The sequence below is a fragment of the Oryzihumus sp. JJN4-3R genome (assembly GCF_057747915.1).
This window is the reverse complement of sequence record NZ_CM173229.1, coordinates 3,441,027-3,464,277: the sequence shown is the minus strand read 5'-3', so window position 1 is coordinate 3,464,277 and position 23,251 is coordinate 3,441,027. Positions and strand designations below refer to the sequence as shown.

At 73.9% G+C, this 23,251-nt stretch carries 19 protein-coding genes; 10 read left to right on the top strand and 9 right to left on the bottom strand.

The window, feature by feature from the left end:
* Window positions 1-12 precede the first annotated feature (12 nt).
* Complete coding sequence (locus AC3ANM_RS16505) at window positions 13-282, bottom strand: WhiB family transcriptional regulator (protein ID WP_488285502.1); 270 nt, start codon at window positions 280-282, stop codon at window positions 13-15.
* A 306-nt stretch (window positions 283-588) separates the two neighbouring features.
* On the opposite strand from AC3ANM_RS16505, the gene cofD reads away from it, so the two are divergent.
* The 5 genes from cofD to AC3ANM_RS16480 all read left to right on the top strand — a co-directional run bounded on the left by cofD (window position 589) and on the right by AC3ANM_RS16480 (window position 5,546).
* Complete coding sequence (gene cofD, locus AC3ANM_RS16500; protein WP_488285501.1) at window positions 589-1,575, top strand: 2-phospho-L-lactate transferase; 987 nt, start codon at window positions 589-591, stop codon at window positions 1,573-1,575.
* Entirely contained in the window at window positions 1,572-2,645 is a 1,074-nt protein-coding gene (locus AC3ANM_RS16495) for a coenzyme F420-0:L-glutamate ligase (RefSeq protein ID WP_488285500.1), read from the top strand. The genes cofD and AC3ANM_RS16495 overlap by 4 nt, the downstream gene beginning before the upstream one ends.
* A gap of 63 nt (window positions 2,646-2,708) precedes the next feature.
* A complete protein-coding gene (locus tag AC3ANM_RS16490) occupies window positions 2,709-3,185 on the top strand; it encodes a MarR family winged helix-turn-helix transcriptional regulator (RefSeq protein ID WP_488285499.1) in 477 nt (158 codons plus the stop codon).
* 178 nt (window positions 3,186-3,363) lie between these two features.
* Entirely contained in the window at window positions 3,364-3,903 is a 540-nt protein-coding gene (locus AC3ANM_RS16485; protein ID WP_488285498.1) for a MarR family winged helix-turn-helix transcriptional regulator, read from the top strand.
* Window positions 3,900-5,546 carry an MDR family MFS transporter gene (locus AC3ANM_RS16480; protein WP_488285497.1) on the top strand — a complete coding sequence of 549 codons (1,647 nt, stop codon included), beginning with the start codon at window positions 3,900-3,902 and terminating at the stop codon, window positions 5,544-5,546. The genes AC3ANM_RS16485 and AC3ANM_RS16480 overlap by 4 nt, the downstream gene beginning before the upstream one ends.
* A 23-nt stretch (window positions 5,547-5,569) precedes the next feature.
* Here the strand turns inward: AC3ANM_RS16480 and AC3ANM_RS16475 are convergent, their stop codons facing one another.
* Complete coding sequence (locus tag AC3ANM_RS16475) at window positions 5,570-6,508, bottom strand: DNA-3-methyladenine glycosylase family protein (protein WP_488285496.1); 939 nt, start codon at window positions 6,506-6,508, stop codon at window positions 5,570-5,572.
* A 99-nt stretch (window positions 6,509-6,607) separates the two neighbouring features.
* On the opposite strand from AC3ANM_RS16475, the gene AC3ANM_RS16470 reads away from it, so the two are divergent.
* Window positions 6,608-7,354, top strand: a complete 747-nt coding sequence (locus AC3ANM_RS16470; protein WP_488285495.1) for a DUF3105 domain-containing protein — start codon at window positions 6,608-6,610, stop codon at window positions 7,352-7,354.
* Window positions 7,355-7,504: 150 nt separating this feature from the next.
* On the opposite strand, the gene AC3ANM_RS16465 is transcribed toward AC3ANM_RS16470, so the two are convergent.
* From AC3ANM_RS16465 to AC3ANM_RS16450, 4 genes are read right to left on the bottom strand one after another with little or no spacing between them, the layout of a single operon-like run.
* Window positions 7,505-8,302, bottom strand: coding sequence for a class I SAM-dependent methyltransferase (locus tag AC3ANM_RS16465; protein ID WP_488285494.1), 798 nt, complete (start codon window positions 8,300-8,302; stop codon window positions 7,505-7,507).
* Between the two features lie 11 nt (window positions 8,303-8,313).
* Window positions 8,314-9,294, bottom strand: a complete 981-nt coding sequence (locus tag AC3ANM_RS16460) for a lysylphosphatidylglycerol synthase domain-containing protein (RefSeq protein WP_488285493.1) — start codon at window positions 9,292-9,294, stop codon at window positions 8,314-8,316.
* Window positions 9,295-11,175, bottom strand: coding sequence for a glycosyltransferase family 4 protein (locus tag AC3ANM_RS16455; protein ID WP_488285492.1), 1,881 nt, complete (start codon window positions 11,173-11,175; stop codon window positions 9,295-9,297). It abuts the gene before it with no gap.
* Window positions 11,176-11,188: 13 nt separating this feature from the next.
* Entirely contained in the window at window positions 11,189-12,418 is a 1,230-nt protein-coding gene (locus tag AC3ANM_RS16450; RefSeq protein ID WP_488285491.1) for a glycosyltransferase family 2 protein, read from the bottom strand.
* Window positions 12,419-12,550: 132 nt separating this feature from the next.
* On the opposite strand from AC3ANM_RS16450, the gene AC3ANM_RS16445 reads away from it, so the two are divergent.
* A complete protein-coding gene (locus AC3ANM_RS16445) occupies window positions 12,551-15,040 on the top strand; it encodes a bifunctional YncE family protein/alkaline phosphatase family protein (protein ID WP_488285490.1) in 2,490 nt (829 codons plus the stop codon).
* Window positions 15,041-15,184: 144 nt separating this feature from the next.
* Here the strand turns inward: AC3ANM_RS16445 and AC3ANM_RS16440 are convergent, their stop codons facing one another.
* Window positions 15,185-17,347, bottom strand: coding sequence for a hypothetical protein (locus AC3ANM_RS16440; protein WP_488285489.1), 2,163 nt, complete (start codon window positions 17,345-17,347; stop codon window positions 15,185-15,187).
* Between the two features lie 32 nt (window positions 17,348-17,379).
* Between AC3ANM_RS16440 and AC3ANM_RS16435 the strand changes: the two genes are divergently transcribed.
* Complete coding sequence (locus tag AC3ANM_RS16435) at window positions 17,380-18,084, top strand: TIGR03089 family protein (protein ID WP_488285488.1); 705 nt, start codon at window positions 17,380-17,382, stop codon at window positions 18,082-18,084.
* Between the two features lie 5 nt (window positions 18,085-18,089).
* Here AC3ANM_RS16435 and AC3ANM_RS16430 read toward each other — a convergent pair whose 3' ends face one another.
* Together AC3ANM_RS16430 and AC3ANM_RS16425 are read right to left on the bottom strand one after the other, a co-directional pair.
* Window positions 18,090-19,799, bottom strand: coding sequence for a substrate-binding and VWA domain-containing protein (locus tag AC3ANM_RS16430; RefSeq protein WP_488285487.1), 1,710 nt, complete (start codon window positions 19,797-19,799; stop codon window positions 18,090-18,092).
* A 45-nt stretch (window positions 19,800-19,844) separates the two neighbouring features.
* Entirely contained in the window at window positions 19,845-21,560 is a 1,716-nt protein-coding gene (locus AC3ANM_RS16425; RefSeq protein WP_488285486.1) for a peptidoglycan-binding domain-containing protein, read from the bottom strand.
* Window positions 21,561-21,763: 203 nt separating this feature from the next.
* Between AC3ANM_RS16425 and AC3ANM_RS16420 the strand changes: the two genes are divergently transcribed.
* Entirely contained in the window at window positions 21,764-22,543 is a 780-nt protein-coding gene (locus AC3ANM_RS16420; RefSeq protein ID WP_488285485.1) for a CoA transferase subunit A, read from the top strand.
* Window positions 22,544-22,546: 3 nt separating this feature from the next.
* Entirely contained in the window at window positions 22,547-23,191 is a 645-nt protein-coding gene (locus AC3ANM_RS16415; RefSeq protein WP_488285484.1) for a CoA transferase subunit B, read from the top strand.
* The last annotated feature ends 60 nt before the right edge of the window (window positions 23,192-23,251 follow it).

Genomic DNA, 23,251 nt, shown 5'->3' with positions numbered 1-23,251 from the left:
GCCAGGAGGCGACTAGACCGCGCGCTTCTTCAGCTTGCGGCGCTCACGCTCGGACAACCCACCCCAGATGCCGAACCGCTCGTCGTGCGCCAGGGCGTACTCCAGGCACTCCCCCCGGACGTCGCACCCCACGCAGACCTTCTTGGCCTCGCGGGTGGACCCACCCTTCTCCGGGAAGAACGCCTCGGGATCGGTCTGAGCGCACAGGGCGCGCTCCTGCCAGGACAACTCGCCGCCGTCCTCGTCGATCTCGATGGTGGTGATCAGCTGTAGCTCGTGCACGGCCCCTCCTCGACCCAACTCCGCCAGCACTCGCGTTGACCGCCCTGCCGAACTGCCCCCAATGTGACCTGAGTCTCATTGGCGAGGTCTTGATTCCCCCGCGCCAACTCGATTGGATCATCGGTTCTGTCCAGTAAAGAGACAACACTGGAATTACACGCGTGTCATACGCCCAAGTCAAGCCGTTCTCTGATATTCGGCCTTTTCACAGGACCGACATATCCCGAACCCCTGACGTACCCCCTCGACGAGGGGACAAACCGACCGCGGTTCAACACCTTTCGCGGGCCTGAGAGACTGCCCGCCATGCGCATCACCGCTCTGGCCGGAGGCGTCGGCGGCGCCCGATTCCTGCGAGGACTTCGGGCCCATCTGGACCGAACGCCCCATTTGTCGGGTGCCGACATCACCGTTATCGGCAACACCGGCGACGACATAACCCTTTTCGGGCTACGGGTTTGCCCCGACCTCGACACCGTCCTCTACACCCTCGGCGGGGGCATCCACGAGGAGCAGGGCTGGGGCCGGGCCGGGGAGACCCACGCCGTGCAGGCCGAGCTGGCCGCCTACGGCGCCACCCCGCAGTGGTTCGGCCTCGGGGACAAGGACTTCGGCACCCACATCGTGCGCAGCCAGTGGCTCGGGCAGGGCGTCTCGCTCTCGGAGGTCACGACCCGCCTGGCCGCCCGCTGGGGCCTGCCCGACCGGGGCATCACCCTGCTGCCGATGACCGACTCCCCCGTCGAGACCCACGTGGTCGTCGACGAGGGCGACGGGCCGCGCGCGGTGCACTTCCAGGAGTGGTGGGTGCGGATGCGCGCCGCCGTCCCGGCCCAGCGCTTCGTCGCGGCCGGCATGGACCGCGCCGTGGCCGCTCCCGGCGTCCTCGACGCGATCCGGGAGGCCGACGTCATCCTCCTGCCGCCGAGCAACCCGGTCGTCTCGATCGGCATCATCCTGGGCGTGCCGGGGGTGCGGGACGCCCTGCGCGGGTCCACGGCCCCCGTGGTCGGCGTCTCCCCGCTGATCGGCGGGGCCCCGGTGCGTGGCCACGCCGACGCCTGCCTCACCGCGATCGGGGTGGAGTCGACCACCAAGGCGGTGGCCGGCCTCTACGCCGACTTCCTGGACGGCTGGCTCGTGGACGAGGCCGACGCCGACTTCGCCGCCTCCCCGGGCCGGCTCCGGGTGCAGGCGCGCCCGCTGCTCATGAGCGACGTGGACGCCGCGGCCGACATCGCCGGCGCCGCCCTGCAGCTCGCCCTCGACCTGCGCCCCACCCCCTCGGTATGACGGACCCCACCGCCGCCGCTCCCCTCACCCTGGCGCCCGTCCCCGGCGTGCCGGAGGTGCGGGCCGGCGACGACCTGGCTGCCCTCGTGGTCAGCGCCCTGCGCGGCGCCGGCCTGGAGCTGCGCGACGGTGACGTGCTCGTGGTCTCCAGCAAGGTCGTCTCGAAGGCGCGGGGGCTGACCGCCCCGGCCGCCGACCGGGACGCAATCATCGCCGGGGAGTCCCGGCGGGTGGTCGCCGAGCGCGTGACGCCGACCGGGGTCGCCAGGGTGGTGGAGTCCGCGGCCGGCCCGGTGATGGCAGCCGCCGGCGTGGACGCGTCCAACACCGGCGACTCCGACGAGGTGCTGCTGCTGCCCCGGGACCCGGACGCCGAGGCCCGGGCCCTGCGGGCCGAGGTCGTCGCGGAATGGGGGTCTCCCGTGGCGCTGGGGCTGGTGCTCAGCGACACCGCCGGCCGCCCCTGGCGGGCGGGCCAGACCGACTTCGCCCTCGGCGCGGCCGGGGTCCAGGTCATCGAGGACCTGCGCGGCGGGGTCGACGCCGACGGCCGGCCACTTCAGGTGACGGTGCGGTGCCTCGCCGACGAGCTGGCCGCGGCCGCCGACCTGGTCAAGGGCAAGGACCGGGCCGTGCCGGTGGCGCTCGTGCGGGGCAGCGGCCTGGTCCTGGCCGACGCCGGCGCCGCGGGCGATCGAGGTCCCGAGGCTGCGTCGGTCGTGCGCACCGGCCGCGAGGACTGGTTCGGCCTGGGCCGGGCCGAGGCCGTGCGCGCCGCGCTCGGCGTGCTGGCCGGCTCGCCCGAGGCCACCGAGGTCGGCATCCCGGCCGCCTGGCCCGAGGACCGCGCGACGAAGGTGGCGCGCGCGGTGCGGGTCGCGCTGCACGAGGCGCCGGACGGCTCGGCCGACGTCGGCACGGACGAGGTGGAGCTCGGCGGCGAGGACGCGTTCGCCCTCGGCCTGCTGGCCAGCAGGCTGGTGACCGCCTTGCGCGGCGAGGGCCTGGACGCCCGGGTCTGCCGCGAGGGCGCCCGGGTCACCGTCCGCCTCGTCGACACCCCGGGCTGAGGGGCCCGGCCGCCGGGCCCCCGGGTGGGCTCGCGCGAGGCCGACGGTCAGTATCCTGCCGCCGTGACCAGCCCGGACGCCGACGGCCCGACCACCGGCACGCCCGCCCTGGGCGAGGTGGAGCGCGAGCTGACCCGGTTGCTGCGCCGGGCCCGCACCGCGCAGCACTCCATGGCGACCGACATCCACCCCGACCTCGACGCCGCGGGCTACGCCACGCTGGTGACCATGCACGACCTGGTCGCCGCGCACCCCGGCGGCGTCCGGGCCACCGATGTCAGCGCCGCGCTGCAGCTGCACAAGTCCACGACCAGCCGCAACCTCGGCGAGCTGGAGCGGCTCGGACTGATCGAGCGCGTCCCCGACCCCGAGGACGCCCGCGCCCGGCTGCTGCGCCTCACCGCCCCCGGCGAGCGCTCCCTGGACCGCTCCCGCCAGGGTCGCCGGGAGCGCGTGGCGGCCCAGCTGGCCCAGTGGCCGGCGCGCGACGTCGCCGAGCTCGGCCGGCTGCTGCGCCGGCTCAACGACGACCTGGGCTGACGTCCGCCCGGCGCCCGCGCCGCCCCCTCGCCGACACCCCGCGCACCCCTTCCCGCATCGGTCGGGAGGACCGGGCCGGCGTGGGGCTGGGAGCCGGGGTCACGGCATACCCCGCATTTGGTTGCGTGAAGCAACTTGTTTGAATATAGTTGCATAGCGAAACCAACAAGGAGAGGTCATGCCCCTTGACCACGGAGCGGCGGCCGAGCTGCTCGGCTCGCTCAGCCAGCTGATGCGCACCACGCGCGCCGTCGCGCACCGTCAGTCCCAGGTGCTCGGCGCGTCGACCACGCACCTGGCCCTGCTCAAGTCCCTGTATGACGGCCCCGCGCGTCCCGGCGACCTGGCCCAGCGGCTGTGCGTGGCGCCGTCGGTCATCTCCCGGCAGGTGACCCCGCTGGAGCGCGCCGGCCTCGTCGAGCGGGGCCACGACCCCGACGACGCCCGGGCCTGGCGGCTGGCGCTGACCCCGCTCGGACGGCGGCACCTCGAGGTGCTCCACGCCGACCGCGTGGCCGTGCTCGGGCAGGTGCTGCACGGCTGGGACGAGGACGACGTCCGCACCGCCGCCCGGCTCATGGACCGGCTGAGCACGTCGCTGACCACCGCGCCGCTGGTGAGCCGCCCCGCGTGGCTCGACCTGCCCGCCGAGGAACCCCACTCCCCCACCCCTGCGCTGTCCGAGACCCCTGTGCCCTCCGAGGAGATCACCGCATGAGCACCACCACGACCCGTCCACCCCAGGCGCGCGCCGGCGAGCCGATGAGCCACCGGCAGGTGCTGGAGGCGATGACCGGCCTGCTGGCGGCGCTGTTCACCGCGCTGCTCAGCTCGACGATCGTGGCCACGGCGCTGCCGACGATCATCGGCGACCTGCACGGCACGCAGCGGCAGTACACCTGGGTGATCACCGCCGCCCTGCTGGCCACCACGGTCAGCACCCCGATCTGGGGCAAGCTGTCGGACCTGTTCAGCAAGAAGCTGCTCGTGCAGCTGTCGATCCTCGTCTTCGTCGCCGGTTCGGTGGCCGCGGGCCTGTCCCAGTCGGTGCCTTTCCTCATCGGCTGCCGCGTCGTGCAGGGCCTGGGCATGGGCGGCCTGACCGCGCTGGTGCAGGCGATCATGGGCGCGATGATCGCCCCGCGCGACCGCGGCCGGTACTCCGGCTACATGGGCGCCGTGATGGCCGTGAGCACGGTCAGCGGCCCGTTGCTCGGTGGGGTCATCGTCGACAGCCCGCTCGGCTGGCGCTGGTGCTTCTACGTCTGCGTGCCGCTGGCCGTCATCTCCCTGGTCGTCCTGCAGGCCACGTTGCACCTCACGACCGAGCGCCGCACGCCCCGGATCGACTACCTCGGCGGCGTCCTCATCGCCATCGGCGCGAGTCTGCCGCTGGTGTGGGTCACCTTCGCCGGCACCGACTTCGACTGGGTGTCCTGGCAGAGCGCGGCCTACCTCGGTGGCTCGCTGCTCGCCCTCGCGCTGGCCACGGTGGTCGAGCTGCGCGTCCCCGAGCCGCTCGTCCCGCTGCGGGTCATGGCCAACCGCACCGCGGCGCTGGTCGTCGTGGCCTCGGTCGCCGTGGGCATCGCGATGTTCGGTGGCACGACCTTCCTCGGGCAGTACTTCCAGGTCGCCCGCGGCGACTCCCCGACCAAGGCGGGTCTGCTCACCGTGCCGCTCATGCTCGGCCTGCTGCTGTCCTCCACGGGTGCCGGCCAGGTCATCAGCCGCACCGGCCGGTGGAAGGGCTTCCTCGTCGGCGGCGGCGTGCTGCTGGTCGCCGGCCTGGCCGGCCTGGCGACCCTGGACCACACCACCCCGCTGTGGCGGGCCAGCGTCTACATGGCCGTCATGGGCCTGGGCCTCGGCGCGATGATGCAGAACCTCGTCCTCGCCGTGCAGAACACCGTCGACGTCCGCGACATCGGTGCCGCCTCGGCCACGGTCGCCTTCTTCCGCACGCTCGGCGGCGCGGTGGGTGTCTCGGTCCTCGGCGCCGTCCTGGCCACCCGGGTGCAGGACAACGTCACCGCCGGGCTGCAGCGCCTGGGCGGGGCCGCAGCGGCCGCCGCCGCCAAGCAGGAGGGCTCGGCCGGCCTGGACCTCGGCGCCCTGCCGGCGCCGCTGCGCACGCTGGTGCGGGCCAGCTACGGCGACGCGACCGGGCACGTGTTCGCGATCAGCGCCGTGGTCGCGGTCGTGGCCCTGCTCGCGGTGCTCTTCGTCAAGGAGGTGCCGCTGCGCACCAGCATCCGGCTGAGCGAGACGGTCGAGGAGGCCGCCTCGGGGGCGTCCGGGGTGCGTGACCCCGAGCCGGTGCAGGACTCCACCCCGGAGCCGGCCGCCGCCAGGGTCTGACGCCCGACCCCGGACCCACCCGCCTAACGTGGCAGGTGGGTCCGGGGCGCCATCCGCGGGCCGCGCCGGGGCCGCATCGCCCCGGTGAGCTCGAGCAGGCGCTGCACGCGGTAGCGGTGGCCTGTCCACGGCTGCAGCAGCTCGGCCAGCCCGTCGTCGTCGACCTCGACGCCGGTCAGCGCCCAGCCGATGTTCCGGGCCACGTGGTAGTCGCCGAAGCTGACCGCGTCGGGGTCGCCGAGCGCGCGCTGGCGCACCTCCGCGGCGGTCCACACCCCGACCCCCGGTATCGCGCGCAGCCTCCGGTGCGCGTCCTCGTGGGTCATCGCCACGCACTGCTCCAGGCGCCCGGCCGCGCGCGCCGACTGCACGGCCGCGGCGGAGCGCTTGCCGTCGACGCTGGCGCGCAGCCACTCCCAGGACGGGACCTGCGCCCAGGTCGCCGGCGCCGGGGGCACCCACAGCCCCCGCAGGGCGCCCGGGCCGGGAGCGCGCTCGCCATACCGGTGCACGAGGGTGCGGTAGGAGCCGAACGCCTCCTGGCCGGTGACCTTCTGCTCGATGACGGCCGGGATCAGCGCCTCGAGGACCAGGCCGGTGCGCGGCACGCGCCAGCCGGCGAAGCGGCGGGCGGCCTCGGCCACACGCGGGTGGAGCGCGACGAAGCCGGTCGCGTCGTCGTCCTCGCCCAGCATGGTCGGGAGGGCGTCGAGGACCCACGCCGCGCCGGGACCCCACGCCTGGGCCTCGACCGACCCGTCGCCGCGCTGGCCCAGCCGCAGGGTCGTCGGCCCCTCCGGCGTGCGGATGCCGCGCCAGGTCCAGCCGTCGGGATCCTGGCGCCAGGTGGGGTCGCCGCCGCCCCGGCGCAGGCCGCTGATCGTCGCGGCCACGTTGAGCGTGCGCGCCGAACTCCAGGTGCGCTCGCGCGGCGCGGCGCCGGTGTCGCTCGACGGGCTCACCGACCCAGTGTCGCCCAGCCCACCGACGGGTGACGCACGGGTGGGGCACGTAGACTCCCGCCGACGTCCGACCACCGCACGAGCACCGAGGAACCCCACGTGGCCAAGAAGCAGGTCAGCCAGGAGCGCAAGGCGCGCCTCGCCGAGATCCAGCGAGCCCAGCAGTCGCGCGAGCGCCGCACCAAGCTCGCCATCATCGCCGGGTGCCTGGCCCTGCTGCTCGTGCTGGCCGGCGTGATCGCCTACGCCGTCATCGACGGGCAGAGCAAGCAGCCCGAGAACGCCATCGCCTCGCTCGGCGTCAGCGCCGCCGCCGCGTCCTGCACCCCCGCCACCACCGACCCCGCCTCCGGCAACGGCGAGCACGTCGGGCCGGGCACGCCCAAGGCCAACATCACCTCGGTGAAGTACTCCACCGTGCCGCCGTCGTTCGGCCAGCACTTCGCCCAGCCCGACCTCGAGGGCACCCACTTCTACACCGGCAGCGACGCTCCCCGGATCGAGACGCTGGTGCACAACCTCGAGCACGGCTACACGGTCCTCTGGTACGACCCGAAGGCGCCGGCCGCCAAGGTCGCGGTGGTCAAGCAGATCGCCGAGATGGCTCCCCAGACCTCGTGGGCCAAGGACAAGTTCATCGCCTCGCCGTGGGACCCCAAGTACGGCGCGTTCCCGGCCGGCAAGCTCTACGCCCTGTCCCACTGGTCGGCGACGGTCAAGCCCGACGGCACCGTCGTGAGCCAGGCCGGCCACCGCCAGCTCTGCGGCGACATCTCCGGGGCCGTCGTCAAGCAGTTCATCGAGAAGTTCCCGCACACCAGCGCGCCGGAGGCCAACGCCCAGTGACGCACCCGGGTGGTCGCCCCCGTGGCGACCACCCGGCATACCGGCGACCGCCGCACCGGTTCAGGTGACCGAACGCAGCAAATGGCCCGAATCGTGCCCCTTGGGGCAGCGATTCGGGCCGTTTCGTGCGTCCGGTGGGGGAAAGCCGGGTCAGACGTGGCGGGGGCTGACCTTGAGGGCGCGGCCGGCGGGGCGGTGCGGGGTCTTGAACGCGACCCAGATGTAGGTGGGCACGAGCGGCAGGGTCGCGGCCAGCGCCCGCTCGGGCAGCCGGCCGACCACGCCCGGCACCATGTCGTCGCCGCTGAACGCCGGTGCGTCGGCGAGCACCGGCAGCGTGTAGTCCCACACGTCGAAGTCGGCGAACAGCGCCTGGAGGCCGCGCCGGGTGCGGAACCGCTCGTAGTAGTGCTCGGCCCGGCCGAACGCCCGGACGTAGCGGTCGGCGAGGCCGTAGGGCAGCCAGGACAGGAACGGCAGCTTGTAGTGCGGCTCGATGATGCCGAGCCGGTTGCCGAGGCCGAGGTAGAGGACCCCGTCGTCGGAGAGCACCCGGAAGATGTCGCGGACGACCGCCTCGGGGTCGACGACGTGCTCGTAGATGTGGTTCAGCACGACGACGTCCACGCTGCCGTCGGCGAAGGGCAGCCGCTCGCCGTTGGCGCAGACGAACTGGACCCGGTCGCCGAAGCGCGCCGCGGCCTTGGACAGTCCCGGCACGTCGATGTCGAGGCCGTGGGTGCGGGCCCCGGCCAGGGCCAGCTCGTCGGCGATGAACCCGGCCGAGCAGCCCACGTCGACCGCGTCGAGCCCGGTCAGGTCCTCGCGGCCGAGGGCGTGGCGCAGGACGGCCAGGATCTTGGCGGCCTTGCGCCGCCGGGCCTGCTCGTCGAGCATCGCCGCCATCTGCTCGGAGTACGCCAGCTGCTCGGTCCGCTCACCTGCCATGGTCGACCAACCTAGTCCGTGGCCGCGGCGGACCCGGCATCGACCTGCTCGCCCGGGTGGGCCGAGACCAGCCGGTGGGAGCGCGCGTAGGCCCACCCGGCCCCGGCGACCAGCACGTCGGCGAACGTGATGACGAACCGCGACAGCAGCACGACCGCGGTGGCCGCCGACGAGGGCAGGCTCACCCCGAGCATCAGGGCGAGCAGCCCGTCGCGCACACCGACGCCGGCCGGCACCACGACCGCCAGCATGCCCAGCGAGGCGGCCAGGGCGTAGCCGCTCAGCGAGGCCAGCACCACGTCACCCGAGGCCGCCGCGGGGCCGCCGACGGAGCGGGCCAGCACCCACACGTGCAGCCCGAAGGTCAGCCACGCCAGGACGAACAGCAGCACCGTCAGCAGCAGCGCCCGCCCGGACAGCTCGTGCTCCAGCGGCTCGCGGCGCAGCACCCGCAGGCCGATGGCGATCAGCCGGTTGAGCAGCGGCGGCCAGCACAGGATGACCAGCAGCGGCAGCCCGAGCAGCAGCCACAGCGAGCCGCCGGAGCCGTTGGTGCGCAGCAGCAGCGGCGCGGCGGGCAGGCCGACCAGCAGCCCGGTCAGGATCGACAGGCCGATGCCGAGCAGCCCCACGACCGCCGAGCGGCGCCGCGGGATGTGCAGCCGCGTGCCCATCTCGGCCTGCGCCAGCACGCTCCACACCGAGCCGGGCAGGTACTTGCCGAGCTGCCCGATGAAGAAGATGCCCCCGGCCGGCGCCACGTGCAGCGGCGAGCCGAGGTCGGCCATGAGCACCCGCCAGCCGAGCATGGTCAGCACCGGCCCGACGACGGCCAGCGCCGTGGCCGCGGCCAGGGACCACGCGTCGACCTTGCCGAGGTCGTGCGAGACCGCGGTCCAGTTCTGCGCGACGGCCCAGACGACGGCCGCGACGATGACGAGCGCGATGCCGAGCCGCAGCAGGCCCAGCAGGCGGGCTCGGGGCAGCGGCACCTAGCGCCGCCGGAAGGTCAGGCGCACCAGCGCGTATGCCGCGTCCTCGCGTCGTGCGCCGCTGCTCGCCTCGCGCATGCGCGCGCCGATCTCCCCGTCGAGGTCGCCGACGAGGACGAAGCCCAGGTCGTGCGAGCGGGCCAGGACGCCCCGCACCTCCGCGGGACCGACGGCCCCCTCGGCGGTGGCGGGGCCGAGCGGCAGGGTCAGCGAGAGCAGGCCGCCGGAGCGCAGCGCCCAGGAGGCCTGGCTCAACGCCTCGTCGACGTCGTCGGCGTCGCAGCCGGAGGGGTGGAGGCGGGTGATGACGTCCAGCGAGCCGGTGTCCACGTCGAGGACCGCCACCGACGAGCGCGGCCCGGTCAGCTCGAGCTCCACCGGGGCGAAGCCGATGGCCCGCGCCCATCGGGACAGCGGCGAGCGGCTGCCGGACTCGTCGAGGATGACGGCGGTGTGGTGGCCGTCGTCACCGAGGCGCACCACGGCGGCGAGCGCGCCCAGGGCGGCCCAGGCGGCGATGGCCTCCCCCGCCCGCGGCAGGCCCAGCTCGCGGGCGAACGTCCTGGCCTCCTCGGCGTCGGCGACGTCGGCGAGGACGTCGCTGGGGCGCACCCACTCGGGCAGGTCGGTGCGGGTCAGGGTGATCTGCGGGCGACGGTTGGCCAGCGCGGTGCGGACCGGGGCGAGCAGCCGCTCCTTGACCGAGGTGGGCGGCAGGGTGACCTCCTCGACGTCATCGGCGGCCATCGAGCTCGGCGAGGCCAGGGCCTCGAGGATGCCCACGTAGGTGGCCCACGGGCTGGACAGGTCCGGCGGGCGGACGCCGGCGCGCAGCCGGGCCACCTCGTCGGGGTCGCTGAGCCGCTTGAGCGCGGTGACCAGGGAGGCCTCGTCGTCCGGGGGCACCAGCAGGCCGTCGACGCCGTCGCGCACCTGCGCGCCGAAGGTGCCGACGTCCGAGGCCAGCACCGGCATCCCGTGGGCCTGGCCGAGCAGGGCGTTCTGCGAGGCGGTGGCGTGGCGGTAGGTCAGGGCCAGCACGTCGTGCGCGGCGAGCAGCCCGGCGAGCTCCTCGGCGGGGACGTAGCCGGCCCGGATGCTGACCCGGCCCCGCAGCCGCGGGTCCTGCGCGAGCTGGCGGACCTGCTCGCCGCTGGAGCCCCAGAGCTCCCCGGCGACGGTCAGGGTCAGGTCGGGGACCTGGGTCAGGGCCCGCAGCAGGACGTCGACGCCCTTGTACTCGCGGACCATGCCCAGGGCGAGGAGGCGGGCCGGCCCGGCATACGGCTCGCGGGGCTCGGCGGGGCCGCCCGGCAGGTGCGGCGGCAGGGCGGCGACCGACACCCGCGGCGCGCCGAGGTCGTGGGCGAGGCGCGCCTGCTCGGCGCTGTGGACGAGCACGGCGTCGACGCGCGAGAGCAGCGAGCGCATCAGGGCGCTGTCTCCGGGGTGCGACTCATGCGGCAGGACGTTGTGGGCGATGACGACCGAGCGCGGCCCCAGGCCCGTGCTCGAGGTCCGGCCGACCCCGGCGGCGCGCAGCAGGGCCAGGTGCGCGGGGATGACCGCCGGGATCACGTGCACGACGACGATCGCGTCGAAGCCGCGGAGCCGGCGGCCCGTGCGCACCCAGGTGTCGGGCCGCGCCCAGGACAGCGCCCGGACGGTGCGCGGGAACGGCGGCACGTCGGGCGCGCCGCCGGGCACGGCCTGCTCGCCCGGGTAGAGCTTGCTGGGGTAGAGGTGCGACCAGGACACCAGCGTCACGTCGTGGCCGGCCTCGGCCAGGTGGTGCGCCAGTGTCGTGGTGTGGGCGGCGACGCCTCCCTTGTAGGGGTGGGTCGGGCCGACCACGGCCACCTTGAGGGTGGAGTCGCTCATCGCCCGGCCCGGGTCAGACGCCGTCTCGTGAGCGCACCACGAGGTCGGCGAGCAGGGCGAGGGAGCCGATCATCAGGCCGCTGACGACGAGCAGGACGGTGCTGGCCGGGAAGTAGAACGGGTGGCGGAACATGTCCACGACCGCCTTGACCAGGCCGATGCCGACCATCCACAGCGCCGGGGGCAGCAGCACCTTGAGCGGGTTGAAGTACATGACCATCCGCAGCACCTGCAGGATGTAGCGGTAGGCGTCGTTGACGAAGTGGAACTTGCTGACACCGGCGCGCTTGGCGTAGGACGTCGGGACGTACTTGATGTCGTGCTGGTTGTGCAGGAACGCCAGCGTGATCGTCGTGACGCAGGAGAAGCCGGGGGGCAGCAGCCGCAGGTAGGGCAGCGACACCTCGCGGCGGAACGCGCGCAGGCCCGAGTTGAGGTCGGGGATCTTCTCGTTGGACAGCTTCTCGGCGATCTTGCGGATGAGCCACTTCGCCGGGACGCGGGCCCACTTGTGGGTGCCCTCCTCGGTGGTGCGGGCGCCGACGACCTGGTCGTAGGTGTCGTCGTCGCGCAGGATCCGCACCAGCTCGGGGATCCGCTCGTTCTCGTAGGTCATGTCCGCGTCGGTCCACACGACGATCTCGCCGTGGGCCTGCTGCGTGCCGATGCGGCGCGCCGTGCCCGAGCCGCCGTTGCGGCGGAACGGCATCACCCGGATGTGCGGGTAGCGCGTGGCCGCGTCGTGCAGCACCTGCAGGGTGTTGTCGGTCGAGGCGTCGTCGATGCACAGCAGCTCGTAGGTGAACTCGCTGGCCTCCATCGCCGCGGAGATGCGGTCGATCTCCTGGAGCACGTGCTCGCCCTCGTTGAAGCAGGGCAGCACGATCGTCACGTATGGCGCGCCGTCGCGGCCCGCGGTCGGCTCACCTGCCGTCTCGGTCACCGGGGTGGCGGCGGGGCCGGGGGTCGGCTGCTCGACGGGCGCCGGCGGGGCCGGTGTCGCGCTGGCCGGCGTCGAGGCGACCGGCTCGGCGGGCGCCGGCGGGGCCGGTGTCGCGCTGGCCGGCGGGACCTCCATCCGCAGGGTCGGCTCGTCGCCCACGCGGGGCGGGGCGGAGTGCTCGACCTGCTCGGGGCTGACCGGCGGCAGGGCCGAGGTCGTCGGCAGGGCCTGGGTCTGCGCGTCGATGGGGTCGACGCCGCGCTCGGCGCCGGGCTGCGTGGAGGTGGTGTGCTCGTTCATCTCGCGGGTGAGCCTACCCGCGACCGCCGGGTGCGCTCCCCCAGCCACGAAGACCCGGGCGTCGGCTCCCTGCCCGTCCGCGTTCACGTCGGCGTCGTGTCCGGTTCGTCCCGGTTTCCTACGGTCCGGCGCATGAGACGATCTCCCGCACTCGTCGTCGGCGCCGTCGCGCTGACCGTGGTCGGTGGTGGCGCGGCCGTGGCCGCCGCCACCCAGCTCGCCGGGCCGCGGCCCGACGGCACCGCCGTGACCCCCGTCGGCTTCCGCGTGACCCCGGCCGGGCAGCAGACCCGGCTCGGGGACCTGCCGCTGACCTCCGCCCTCTCCCCCGACGGCAAGCACCTGCTCGTCAGCAACGACGGCCAGGGCACGCAGAGCCTCCAGCTGGTCGACGCCGCCAGCCACCGGGTCGAGCAGACCCTGCCCTACAAGAGCCCCGAGTCGCTCTACATGGGCCTGGCGTGGAGCCCGGACGGGCGGACGGCCTACGCCAGCGCCGCCGCCAACTCCAAGGTCCGAGTCCTGCACCTTCAGGACGGCAAGCTGGTCGAGGGCACGCCGCTGAGCCTGCCGACGACCAACCCGGCCGGCGAGAAGGTCACCCTCTTCCCCGCCGGCCTTGCCGTGACCCCCGACGGCAAGCGCCTCGTCGTGGCCGACCAGCTCGGCGACGCGGTCTCGGTCATCGACACCGCGACCGGCACCTCCTCGACCGTCCCGGCCGGCCACCGCCCGCTGTGGGTCTCGGTGACCAAGGACGGCACCAAGGCGTTCGTCACCGACCAGGGTGCCTCCAGCGTCGACGTGGTCGACCTGACCGGCGGCACGCCGAAGGTCACCGGGCAGGTCAAGGTCGGCCTCCACCCCAACCGCTCGGTGCTCTCGCCCGACGGTCGCTCCCTCTATGTCAGCAACAGCGACGCCGACACCGTCTCGGAGGTGGACGTCGCGACGGCGACGGTCCGCCGCACGCTCAGCCTCTCGCCATACAAGGGGGCACCGGTCGGAACGACGCCCAGCGGGATGACCCTCGACCCGGCCGGCCGCCGGCTGTTCGTCACCAGCTCGGGCAACAACGACGTCGCCGTCGTGGACCTCGCGCGCGGCACGGTCGCCGGGCTCGTGCCGACCGGGTGGTACCCCACGTCGGTCGCCTGGCGCGACGGGCAGCTGCTCGTGACCAACGCCAAGGGCCTGGGCGCCGGACCGAACGACGGGCCGGGCCACCCCGACCCGGAGTCGAGCGCCCCGACCTCCCCGGACCAGTACTCCGGCTCGATGATGGTCGGCACGCTCTCGACGGTCGACGCCCCCGACCAGGAGCAGCTCGCCCGCTGGACCGCGCAGGTGCGGCGCAACAACGCGGCCGACCAGGCGCAGGGCGCGGTCATCCCGCGCACGCCCGGCGGGCCGACGCCGATCAAGCACGTCATCTACGTGGTCAAGGAGAACCGCACCTTCGACCAGGAGATGGGCAGCCTGGGCAAGGGCAACGGCGACCCGAAGCTGAACCTCTTCGGTGACGAGTCGGCGCCCAACGCCCGGGCGCTGGCGCGCCGGTTCACCACGATCGACAACTTCTACGCCGACGCCGAGGTCAGCGCGCAGGGCTGGAACTGGGTCGCCTCGGCCACCTCGAACCCCTACGCCGAGCAGCAGTGGCCGGCCAACTACTCCGGCCGCAAGGCGCCCTACCCCAGCGAGGACGCCGACCCCGAGATCGCCGGCCAGCAGCCGGACGACACCTACATCTGGCAGCGCCTGGCGAAGAAGGGCATCTCCTTCCGCAACTACGGGTTCTACGTCGACCTGTCCGGCTCGGGCGTCCACGCCGCCGACCCGGTGCTCCAGGCGCACACCGACACGGCATACCGCGGCTTCGACCTGTCCTGCCCGGACTCCTCGGGGACCTTCAAGGCCCTGAGCCCCGCCTGCGGCACGACCGGCCGGGTCGACGAGTGGGTCAAGGAGTTCAAGCAGTATGAGGCGACCTCCTCCCTGCCCAAGGTCCAGCTCGTGCGCCTCCCCAGCGACCACACCGCGGGCACCAAGGCGGGTGCGCCGACGCCCAAGGCCTACGTGGCCGACAACGACTACGCCCTCGGGCGCCTGGTCGACACCGTGTCGCACTCCAAGGACTGGAAGAGCACGGCGATCTTCGTGACCGAGGACGACGCGCAGAACGGTCCCGACCACGTCGACGCGCACCGCACGCTGGCCCTGGCGATCAGCCCGTACACCCAGACGGGGCGCGTGGACTCGACGTTCTACAACACCGCGTCGATGGTGCGCACGATCGGCCTGCTCGCCGGCGTCGGCCCGCTGACCCAGTTCGACGCCTACTCCACGCCGATGAGCGCCTCGTTCACGGCGACGCCGAACGACCGGCCCTACGAGGTCATCAAGCCCAGCTACCCGATGACCACGACGAACGGTGCGACGGCCCCGCTCGCCGCCCAGTCCGGCGCGCAGTCACTGGGCAAGGAGGACCAGATCGACGAGCAGGAGTTCAACAAGGCGATCTGGGCCTCGGTCAAGGGCTCCGGCTCACCGATGCCCGCGCCGCAGCACCACGTGATCGGCTCCGGCTCCGCCCCGGCCGGCGGTGACTCCGACGGCTGAGGCCCCGCCGGTCTGAGGATCGGCACACGAAGGCGCCCGGTGGGAGGTACGACCTCCCACCGGGCGCTTCTGGCTCCCGCCGGATCAACGTGGAGGGTTGTCGGGGTCCTGACCCTGACAACCCTCCACGTCGGGCGGTTTCCCTCAGCGGGCCGAGGCCAGCCAGACCTGGATCGGCAGCGACACCAGGTGGTCCGGGCGCCGCTCGAGCAGCCGGGCGTCCTCGCGCACCGTCACGTCGACGGCCTGGACCGGCTCCCCGGTCCGCACCCCGCCGGGCAGTGGCGCCCTCAGCGGCGCGTCGGAGTCGGCCGCCAGGAGCACGAGCCGGCCACCACCGGCCGTGACCGCCTTCGCCACGGCGGCCACCGCCTGGCCCCGGGCCGCGGGGTCGTGCCGCACCGCGGTCGTGAGCGTCAGGGACGGCACCCCGCACTGGCCTCGCACCACCTGCACCCACTCGTTGGCGGCGCGGTCGTCCACCGACAGCACGACGTCGCCCGGCGCGAACGTCCCGCAGACCCGTTGCACGGCGGCGAGCTCGCCGTGCTCGACCCGCTCCCCGGCGTGCGACCAGGTGGCCATGGCCTCGGGCACGAGCAGCGCCGAGGAGACGATGACGCTGCTCGCCACGAGCGCCGCAGGCGGCAGGTGCCGGGTCGACCACCGGGTCAGCCAGGCCGCCGCGGCCACCACCGACACGATGACCAGCGGCAGCACGATGATCAGCCGGCGGTCGGCCCACGGGTGGTCCGGGGTGATGCCGGGGCGGTACCACGTCAGCACCGCCGACAGGAACGCCACGAGGAACGGTCCGAACCACCGCGGCAGCGGCTCGTCCCGCACCCACGCCTGGGCCAGCCGGTGCGCCGCGCCCGCGAGCAGGACGAAGGCGATGACCAGCGCCGCCGGCCCGACCCACCACGAGGTCCACGCCAGGGTCTGCTCGGCGTAGGTGCGGCCGCCGTCGACCAGCAGCCCCTGCCGCGACTGCAGCCCGGCCACGACGTGCGAGCCGGGGTCGGCGGCCGACTGGTGCACGGTCTGCCACAGCGGACGCGAGGCCAGCACCGCGCCGATGAGCAGCACGAGGACCGCACCGGCCGCGGGCAGCCACCGCCGTATGCTGTCCGGCAGCCGCACCCCGCGGCGCGCCAGCACGACGACGAGGGCACACAGCCCCGCCATCGCGACGCCGAGGGCGACGAGGGGCAGCAGCGACCCGGCGATGCTGCCGAGGTACTGGTCGGACAGTCCCAGCCCCGCGGCGAAGGAGACGACCGTGCCGACGCCGGCCCCCGCGAGCAGCGGCCAGCCGCCACCGTCGCGGCGGATGACCAGCAGCGCCGCGACCGGCAGCAGCAGGATCGACTCGCGCAGGGCGTCGACCCGCATCAGCCCGCCGCCCGCGACGAGGAGGCCGGCGAGGAAGCCCAGCTGGCGGGCGTGCTGCCAGTGCCCGCGAGCCCCCTTGCGCGTGCTCTCGACGAGCAGCAGCAGGCCGGCGGCCAGGACGACCACGGCCAGCGGCTCGGAGTAGGTCGAGCGGTCGATGTGCAGGAACGGGAAGCAGATCGCGGTCGCGAGCGCGCCGAGCGGCCCCCACCGCGGACCGACCACGGAGCCGGTGAGCAGCCCCAGTGCCAGGACGCCGAGACCGCCGAGCAGCGCGCTGAGCCAGAGCGCCCCGGCGGGACCGGCCAGCCAGTAGCCCACGGAGTACCACGCCGCGGTGCCCACCATGAACTGCGGCTGCACGGCCGGGTCGTCGGCGGTGCCGACCTGGAAGAAGGCCGGGCTCTCCAGCGAGACGCCCGGCACCCGCAGGACCCCGGCGCCGCCGATCGTGCCGGGCGGCACCTCCAGCGGCAGGCGGTGCGTGGTCGCCAGGGCCGTGGCCGACTGCAGGTAGCTGCCCGGGTCGCGCCGCGGCAGCACCTGCTCGGAGTGGGTCAGCCCGGCCCAGACCGTGGAGCCGATGGCGAGCGCGACGATCGCCGCGGCGGCCCACACCGGGACCGTGCGGGCCGAGGCCAGGCGGCTGACCCGGGCCGCGACGACGGCAAGCACGAGCAGCAGCGGCAGGGCGACCAGCGGCAGCCACAGGCCGAACGGCGCCAGCAGCGCACACGCCGCACCGCCGAGGACGATCAGCAGCGCGACGGTCACCAGGACCCGGGTCATCGCCCGTGCCGCCACGCGCTCACCGCGCAGCAGCGGCACGTCGCCGGAGTCCTCGCCCACGCTCTCCAGGGTGGCCCCCGAGATGACGGCGTCGGCACGGCGGGCGAACTCGGTGGCCTTCACGACGGTGACGCTATCGCCCGTAGGCTGCCCGCGTGCGTACCCCCGCCTCGCTCCTGGCCGACCTGCTCGCCTCCGACCCGGCCCGCCCGCGGGTCACCTTCTACGACGACGCTCCCGGCCTGACCCGGGGTGAGCGGATCGAGCTGTCCGGCAAGGTCCTCGCCAACTGGGTCTCCAAGGCCGCCAACGCCCTGCAGGAGGAGCTCGACGCCGGTCCCGGCACGACCGTCGCGCTGGACCTGCCCCCGCACTGGCGCGCCCTCTACTGGGCCCTGGCCGCGTGGTCGGTCGGCGCGACCGTCACCGTCGACGGCCCCGGCGACGCCGACGTCATGGTCACCGACGACCCGCAGCGCCTCGCGGCCGGCGGCGAAGCCGTCCTGGTCACCCTGGCGGCCCTGGCCCGCTCCCACCCGAACCCGGTGCCGGCCGGGGCCATGGACGAGGCCCGCGAGCTCGCGACGTATGCCGATGCGTTCAGCCCGTGGGACTCCCCCGGACCGCAGGACCTCGCTCTGGTCGCGGGCGGCGAGGACACGGCATACGGGCAGGTCGTGCCGGCCCCGGACTGGCCCGCGGGCGCACGGGTGCTGGCCACCGGCGACCTCGCCGCGGTGCTGCGCACCACGCTGGCCGCGTGGGCGGTCGACGGGTCGGTCGTGCTCGTCCGCGAGCCGGACCCGGCACGGATGCCGGACCGGCTCGCGGCCGAGGGGGTCACGCTCGACCCCCGCTGAGGTGCTCAGCAGTTGGGCCGGCAGCCGCGCTGCAGCAGCGCCTCGACGAACACCTTCTTGATGTCCTGCGGCTGCCTGGCCAGGTAGGACTTGCCGCCGGTGGCCCGCGAGATCTGGTCCAGGACGGAGGCGTCCACGCCGGGGCCCATGCCGATCGTGATCACAGGGATCGGCCGGGTCGGGTCCGACTCGGCCTTGAGCTTGGCCATCAGCTGGTCCAGCGACAGACCCTGCTGGTCGTCGTTCTGGCCGTCGGTGAGCAGCACGACCGAGTTGATCCGGGTCGGGTCCCAGCCCTGCTTCACCCGCTCGTAGGCGGCGAGCACGGTGTCGTAGAGGCCGGTGTTGCCGCCGACGAGGGTGTTGATGCCGGCGTTGGCCTTCAGCAGCGCGTCGCGGTGGGTGGCCGCACCCTCGCGGGCGTCGAGCTGACCGATCGGGACGAGCTCCTTCCAGTCCTTGCCCGGGCCGTCCTTGTCGGTGGAGAAGGCCCACAGGCCGACCTGCGAACGCGGCGGGAAGACGCGCAGCGCGGTGTCGGTGGCGCCCTGGAGGACGGCCATGCGGGTGACCCCGCCCTGCTGCTCGGTCATCGAGCCCGACACGTCCAGGACGGCGAGCATGCGCATCTCGGTCGAGACGGCGCTCCAGGTGCTCAGCGCCGCGTCGACGTCCTTGAGCGTGGGCGCCGGCAGGAGCTTGAGCGCGGGGGTGTTCACGCCGGGCGTCGGCGTGGGGCCGCCCTTGCCGTCGGCGGTGCGGAAGCCGGCGGCCTGCACGGCGCGCTGGCCGCTGTCGGAGGTCAGCGCGTTGCGTAGCGCGAGGACCGCCTTGGCCACGGCGGACTGCCGCGAGGGCAGGGAGACGAAGGGGTAGTCCAGCCGGCCGGTGCCCGGCGTCGGGATCACCGGCATCAGCAGCGCCTCGGGGTGGCCGGCGTCGTAGCGCAGGACCTGCTGCTCACTGGCCGGGAAGCCCGGCGCGGCGGCGCGCTTGCTGGCGGCCTGGGCGAACAGCTCGTCGGTGTTGCTCGCGTAGGTGCGGGACAGCTTGATCATCGCCGCGCCGATCGCCTGCTGGACCTCCGGGGAGGTGCCCAGGGCGCTGCGCACCGTGGTCAGCGCGAGCAGCCCGGTGGTCGAGGCCCCCGGGTCGCTCATCTGGGCCGGCACGTCACCGCCGAGCAGCTGCTGCCACGACGGCACACCGGCGCCGGCGTAGTGCGCGGCCCGGGAGGCGGGCACCGCGACGACGAGCGGGCTCTGGGCGACGGTGACCGGCTCGGGCAGGGTGTCGCCGGCCAGTTGGGCGTTGGCCCGCGCGACCCAGATCGAGGAGTCCGGCACCCACACGTCGGGGCGGTCGGTGCCGTCGGCGGCGATCCGGGAGACCGCCGCCGAGGGCGCGAGCGCGCTGACGTCGTAGGCCGGGCAGCCTGCGTCACCCGCGGAGGAGTCCTCGACTCCCTGGGCGACCTTGCGCAGGACCGGGAGGAACTCCGGGGTGGTGCTCACGCGCACGTGGGTGGGGTTGGCGCACGTCGAGGCGGCGGCGTCGAGGGTGGCCTGGACGCCCCCCTTCGCGACGACGAGGGCCAGGCCGGCGCCGACGAGCACGACGGGGACGGCCCCCGCGATGACCTTCAGGCTGCGTGCGCTGCGCTGGCGTTGACGACGGGTGGAGCGGCGCGAAGGGGCGCCGTGGGTGCCTGACATGCGTGGGTGGTGCTCCTGCTGGGTGGTGCCGCGCGCGGGCTGTCCCTACCGGTGCATCTGAGCTTCGATCGCTCGCCATGTGAGGGTCGCCACAACGCCTGTTCGGGCGAGATTAGCCCTTCCCTGGGCATACCGGACAGTCACCTCGGTGACGGGGCCGAACACGCCGTCCGGCTCGAGGTGCAGCGCGCGCTGCAACGCCACGACCGCCGGACCGCGGGATCCCTTGCGCAGCACCGTGTTCCACCACTGGACCAGCGGGAAGTCCCGGCGCTCCAGCGCGTCCCAGGTCGCCCGGTCGGTCGTGCCGGTGACGTGCAGGTGGTGAGCCTGCTGCCAGGCCCGCAGGACGGCCGTGGTCCGCGGGCCGAACGCGCCGTCGGCCTTCAGCCCGCCGCCGAGGGCGTGCTGGAGCAGCTTCACCGCCGCGCCGGTGGACCCGGTCCGCAGGACGGTGGCCTTGTATGCCGTGTAGGGGGTGCGCCCCGCCGTGGACGTGGGTGCCGGGATGGTGGGGTAGCCCGACGCGGCCTGGCTCCCGCTGCCGGTCGGCGGCTTCGGCGCGGGGGCCGGTGCCGGGGCCGGGGCGGGCCGGGTGGCAGTGCCGGCGGGCGCGAGCCGGGCCCAGGTGGCGGCGTCGAGCACGCCGGTCACGGGCACGCCGTGGCTGGTCTGCCAGGCGACGAGGGCTTTGAGGGTCATCGGCCCGAACGCCCCGTCGGGGGTGACGCCCAGCGCCCGCTGGGCAATGGCGATGGTCGGGCTGGTCTGCCCCTGCCGGAAGGTCGGGTAGCCACCGGAGCCGACCGGCGTGGTCGGCACGGAGGGGGTCGGCGACGGAGCCGGCGTGGGGGCAGGCGCGGGAGAAGGCGTCGTCGCCACCGGGGTGCCCGGGGCGAGCCGGGCCCAGGTGGCCTTGTCCAGCGCTCCGGTGACCGGCAGGCCGTGGCTGCGCTGCCAGGCGAGCACCGCCGCGCGGGTCCCGCTGCCGAAGACGCCGTCGTCGGTGACCCCGAGGAGGCGCTGGGCCAGCGCGATGTCGGCGCTCTTCTGGCCGATGAAGGCCAGGGCGTGCACCGACGTCGGGGCGGCGGGGAGGCTGACCGGGCAGGGCTGGGTGTTGCGGGAGGTGTAGACGGGAGCCGGCTGACCGGCATACACCCGGCAGGGTCCCTGGTCGGGGACGGTGATCGGCACCCCGGTCCACCAGGAGGTGCGCTTCATGGCACCGTCCCAGGTGAAGCTGAAGTGGATGTGGCTGGTGTGCGGGTCGCTGCCGCTGTAGGGGGCCCAGCCGCGGGCGGGGTCGTACTCGCGCCACATGTGCTGGTTCCAGATGATGTACTGGATGCCGAAGCGCCGGGCCATCGCGCCGTCGTTGGCGCTGAGCCAGGCGGTGACCGAGTCCGCGATGGCCTTCTGGTCGGGGTTGTTGACGCTGAGCATCCAGTCCAGCGCCCGGCCGTCGTAGTGCTCGCTGGTGTCGGTGGCGCAGTAGCGGCTGACCCCGTAGCTGCCCGACTTGTAGGTCGCCAGCATCAGGTCACCGAAGGCGCGCACGCCCGGCTTGTCGACCGGGTCGCAGGAGTCCTGCGGCTGCCACGGCACCTGGACGTCGAGCGCCGCGGGCAGGGACGTGGTCGGCGGCGCGGGCACCGGCGCGGACGTCGCGGCCTCGGCGCTGCCCGCCGCCCACACCGCCAGGACCGGCATGGCGATGGCGGCCCCGCCGACGGCGACGAGCCGGGCCTTGTTGTCCATGCGCCACTTCCTTCACAGCGATCCCACGAGCACCATCCGGATCAGTTATCCCGTCCCGCTCCGGGCGGGACAAGCGGATTGGCCGAACTACAGCCCTGTAGTTCCCGCCGGGGCGGCCCTGTGGTCGGGCCACACCCCGGCCCCGGGGGCGGTGGGCGCCGGGGCCGCACCGGCACCCCGGTGCCGACGCTAGAGTCCCGGCCATGGACAAAGTCGTCTCCAGCGCAGCCGAAGCCGTCGACGGGATCGTCGACGGCAGCTCCCTGTCCGTCGGGGGCTTCGGCCTCTGCGGCATCCCCACGGTCCTCATCAAGGAGATCCACGACCGGGGCGTCACCGACCTCGAAGCCGTCTCGAACAACTGCGGCGTCGACGACTGGGGCCTCGGGATCCTCCTGAAGGACAAGCGGATCCGCCGGATGATCTCCTCCTATGTCGGGGAGAACAAGGAGTTCGAGCGGCAGTTCCTCTCCGGCGAGCTCGAGGTCGAGCTCACGCCCCAGGGCACCCTGGCCGAGCGGCTGCGCGCGGGCGGCTCCGGCATCCCGGCGTTCTACACCGCCACCGGGGTCGGCACCCAGGTCGCCGAGGGCGGCCTTCCCTGGCGCTACAACGCCGACGGCTCGGTCGCCAAGGCCTCCCCCGCCAAGGACACCCGCGACTTCGCCATGGGCGGCGGGGAGACCCGCACCTACGTGCTCGAGGAGGCGATCGTCACCGACTTCGGCCTCGTGCGCGCCTGGAAGGGCGACCGCCACGGCAACCTCGTCTTCCACGAGTCCGCCCGCAACTTCAACCCGCTCGCCGCCATGGCCGGTCGGGTCACCATCGCCGAGGTCGAGCAGCTCGTCGAGCCGGGCGAGATCGACGCCGACCAGGTGCACCTGCCGGGCATCTTCGTCCAGCGCGTCCTCCCCCTCACCCCCGAGCAGGCCGCCGACAAGCGCATCGAGCGCCGCACCGTCCGGTCGAAGGAGTCCTGACCCATGGCACTGACCCGTGAGCAGATGGCCGCCCGCGCCGCCCTCGAGCTGGCCGACGGCGACTACGTCAACCTCGGCATCGGCCTGCCGACCCTGGTGCCCAACTACGTCCCCGACGACGTCGAGATCGTCCTCCAGTCCGAGAACGGCATCCTCGGCGTCGGCGCCTACCCGTGGGAGGGCGAGGAGGACCCCGACCTGATCAACGCCGGCAAGGAGACGGTCACCCTGCGCAAGGGCGCCTCGTTCTTCGACTCGGCGACCAGCTTCGGGATGATCCGTGGCGGCAAGGTCGACGCCGCCATCCTCGGCGCCATGCAGGTCTCCGCCGGCGGCGACATCGCCAACTGGATGATCCCCGGCAAGATGGTCAAGGGCATGGGCGGCGCGATGGACCTGGTCCACGGCGCCAAGAAGGTCATCGTCCTCATGGAGCACGTCGCCAAGGACGGCTCCTACAAGATCGTCAGCGACTGCTCCCTGCCCTACACGGGCAAGGCCGTCGTGCAGCGCATCATCACCGACCTGGCCGTCATCGACGTGACCGACAAGGGCCTGGTCCTGCGCGAGCTCGCCCCCGGCGTGACCGAGGACGAGGTCCGGGAGAAGACCGAGCCCGAGCTGCTGGTGGACCTGCAGCAGGGCTGAGCCACCCGGCATACCGCCTGCATGACGAAGGGCCCCCGCACCCGCGGGGGCCCTTCCGTC

What these genes read in the sequence shown, in the direction of transcription:
- AC3ANM_RS16420 (WP_488285485.1), top strand. Translation starts at nt 21,764, where the DNA reads ATGGACAAAGTCGTCTCCAGCGCAGCCGAAGCCGTCGACGGGATCGTC.
- AC3ANM_RS16485 (WP_488285498.1), top strand. Translation starts at nt 3,364, where the DNA reads ATGCCCCTTGACCACGGAGCGGCGGCCGAGCTGCTCGGCTCGCTCAGC.
- AC3ANM_RS16455 (WP_488285492.1), bottom strand. Translation starts at nt 11,175, where the DNA reads ATGAGCGACTCCACCCTCAAGGTGGCCGTGGTCGGCCCGACCCACCCC.
- AC3ANM_RS16430 (WP_488285487.1), bottom strand. Translation starts at nt 19,799, where the DNA reads ATGTCAGGCACCCACGGCGCCCCTTCGCGCCGCTCCACCCGTCGTCAA.
- AC3ANM_RS16445 (WP_488285490.1), top strand. Translation starts at nt 12,551, where the DNA reads ATGAGACGATCTCCCGCACTCGTCGTCGGCGCCGTCGCGCTGACCGTG.
- AC3ANM_RS16465 (WP_488285494.1), bottom strand. Translation starts at nt 8,302, where the DNA reads ATGGCAGGTGAGCGGACCGAGCAGCTGGCGTACTCCGAGCAGATGGCG.
- cofD (WP_488285501.1), top strand. Translation starts at nt 589, where the DNA reads ATGCGCATCACCGCTCTGGCCGGAGGCGTCGGCGGCGCCCGATTCCTG.
- AC3ANM_RS16495 (WP_488285500.1), top strand. Translation starts at nt 1,572, where the DNA reads ATGACGGACCCCACCGCCGCCGCTCCCCTCACCCTGGCGCCCGTCCCC.
- AC3ANM_RS16425 (WP_488285486.1), bottom strand. Translation starts at nt 21,560, where the DNA reads ATGGACAACAAGGCCCGGCTCGTCGCCGTCGGCGGGGCCGCCATCGCC.
- AC3ANM_RS16450 (WP_488285491.1), bottom strand. Translation starts at nt 12,418, where the DNA reads ATGAACGAGCACACCACCTCCACGCAGCCCGGCGCCGAGCGCGGCGTC.
- AC3ANM_RS16480 (WP_488285497.1), top strand. Translation starts at nt 3,900, where the DNA reads ATGAGCACCACCACGACCCGTCCACCCCAGGCGCGCGCCGGCGAGCCG.
- AC3ANM_RS16415 (WP_488285484.1), top strand. Translation starts at nt 22,547, where the DNA reads ATGGCACTGACCCGTGAGCAGATGGCCGCCCGCGCCGCCCTCGAGCTG.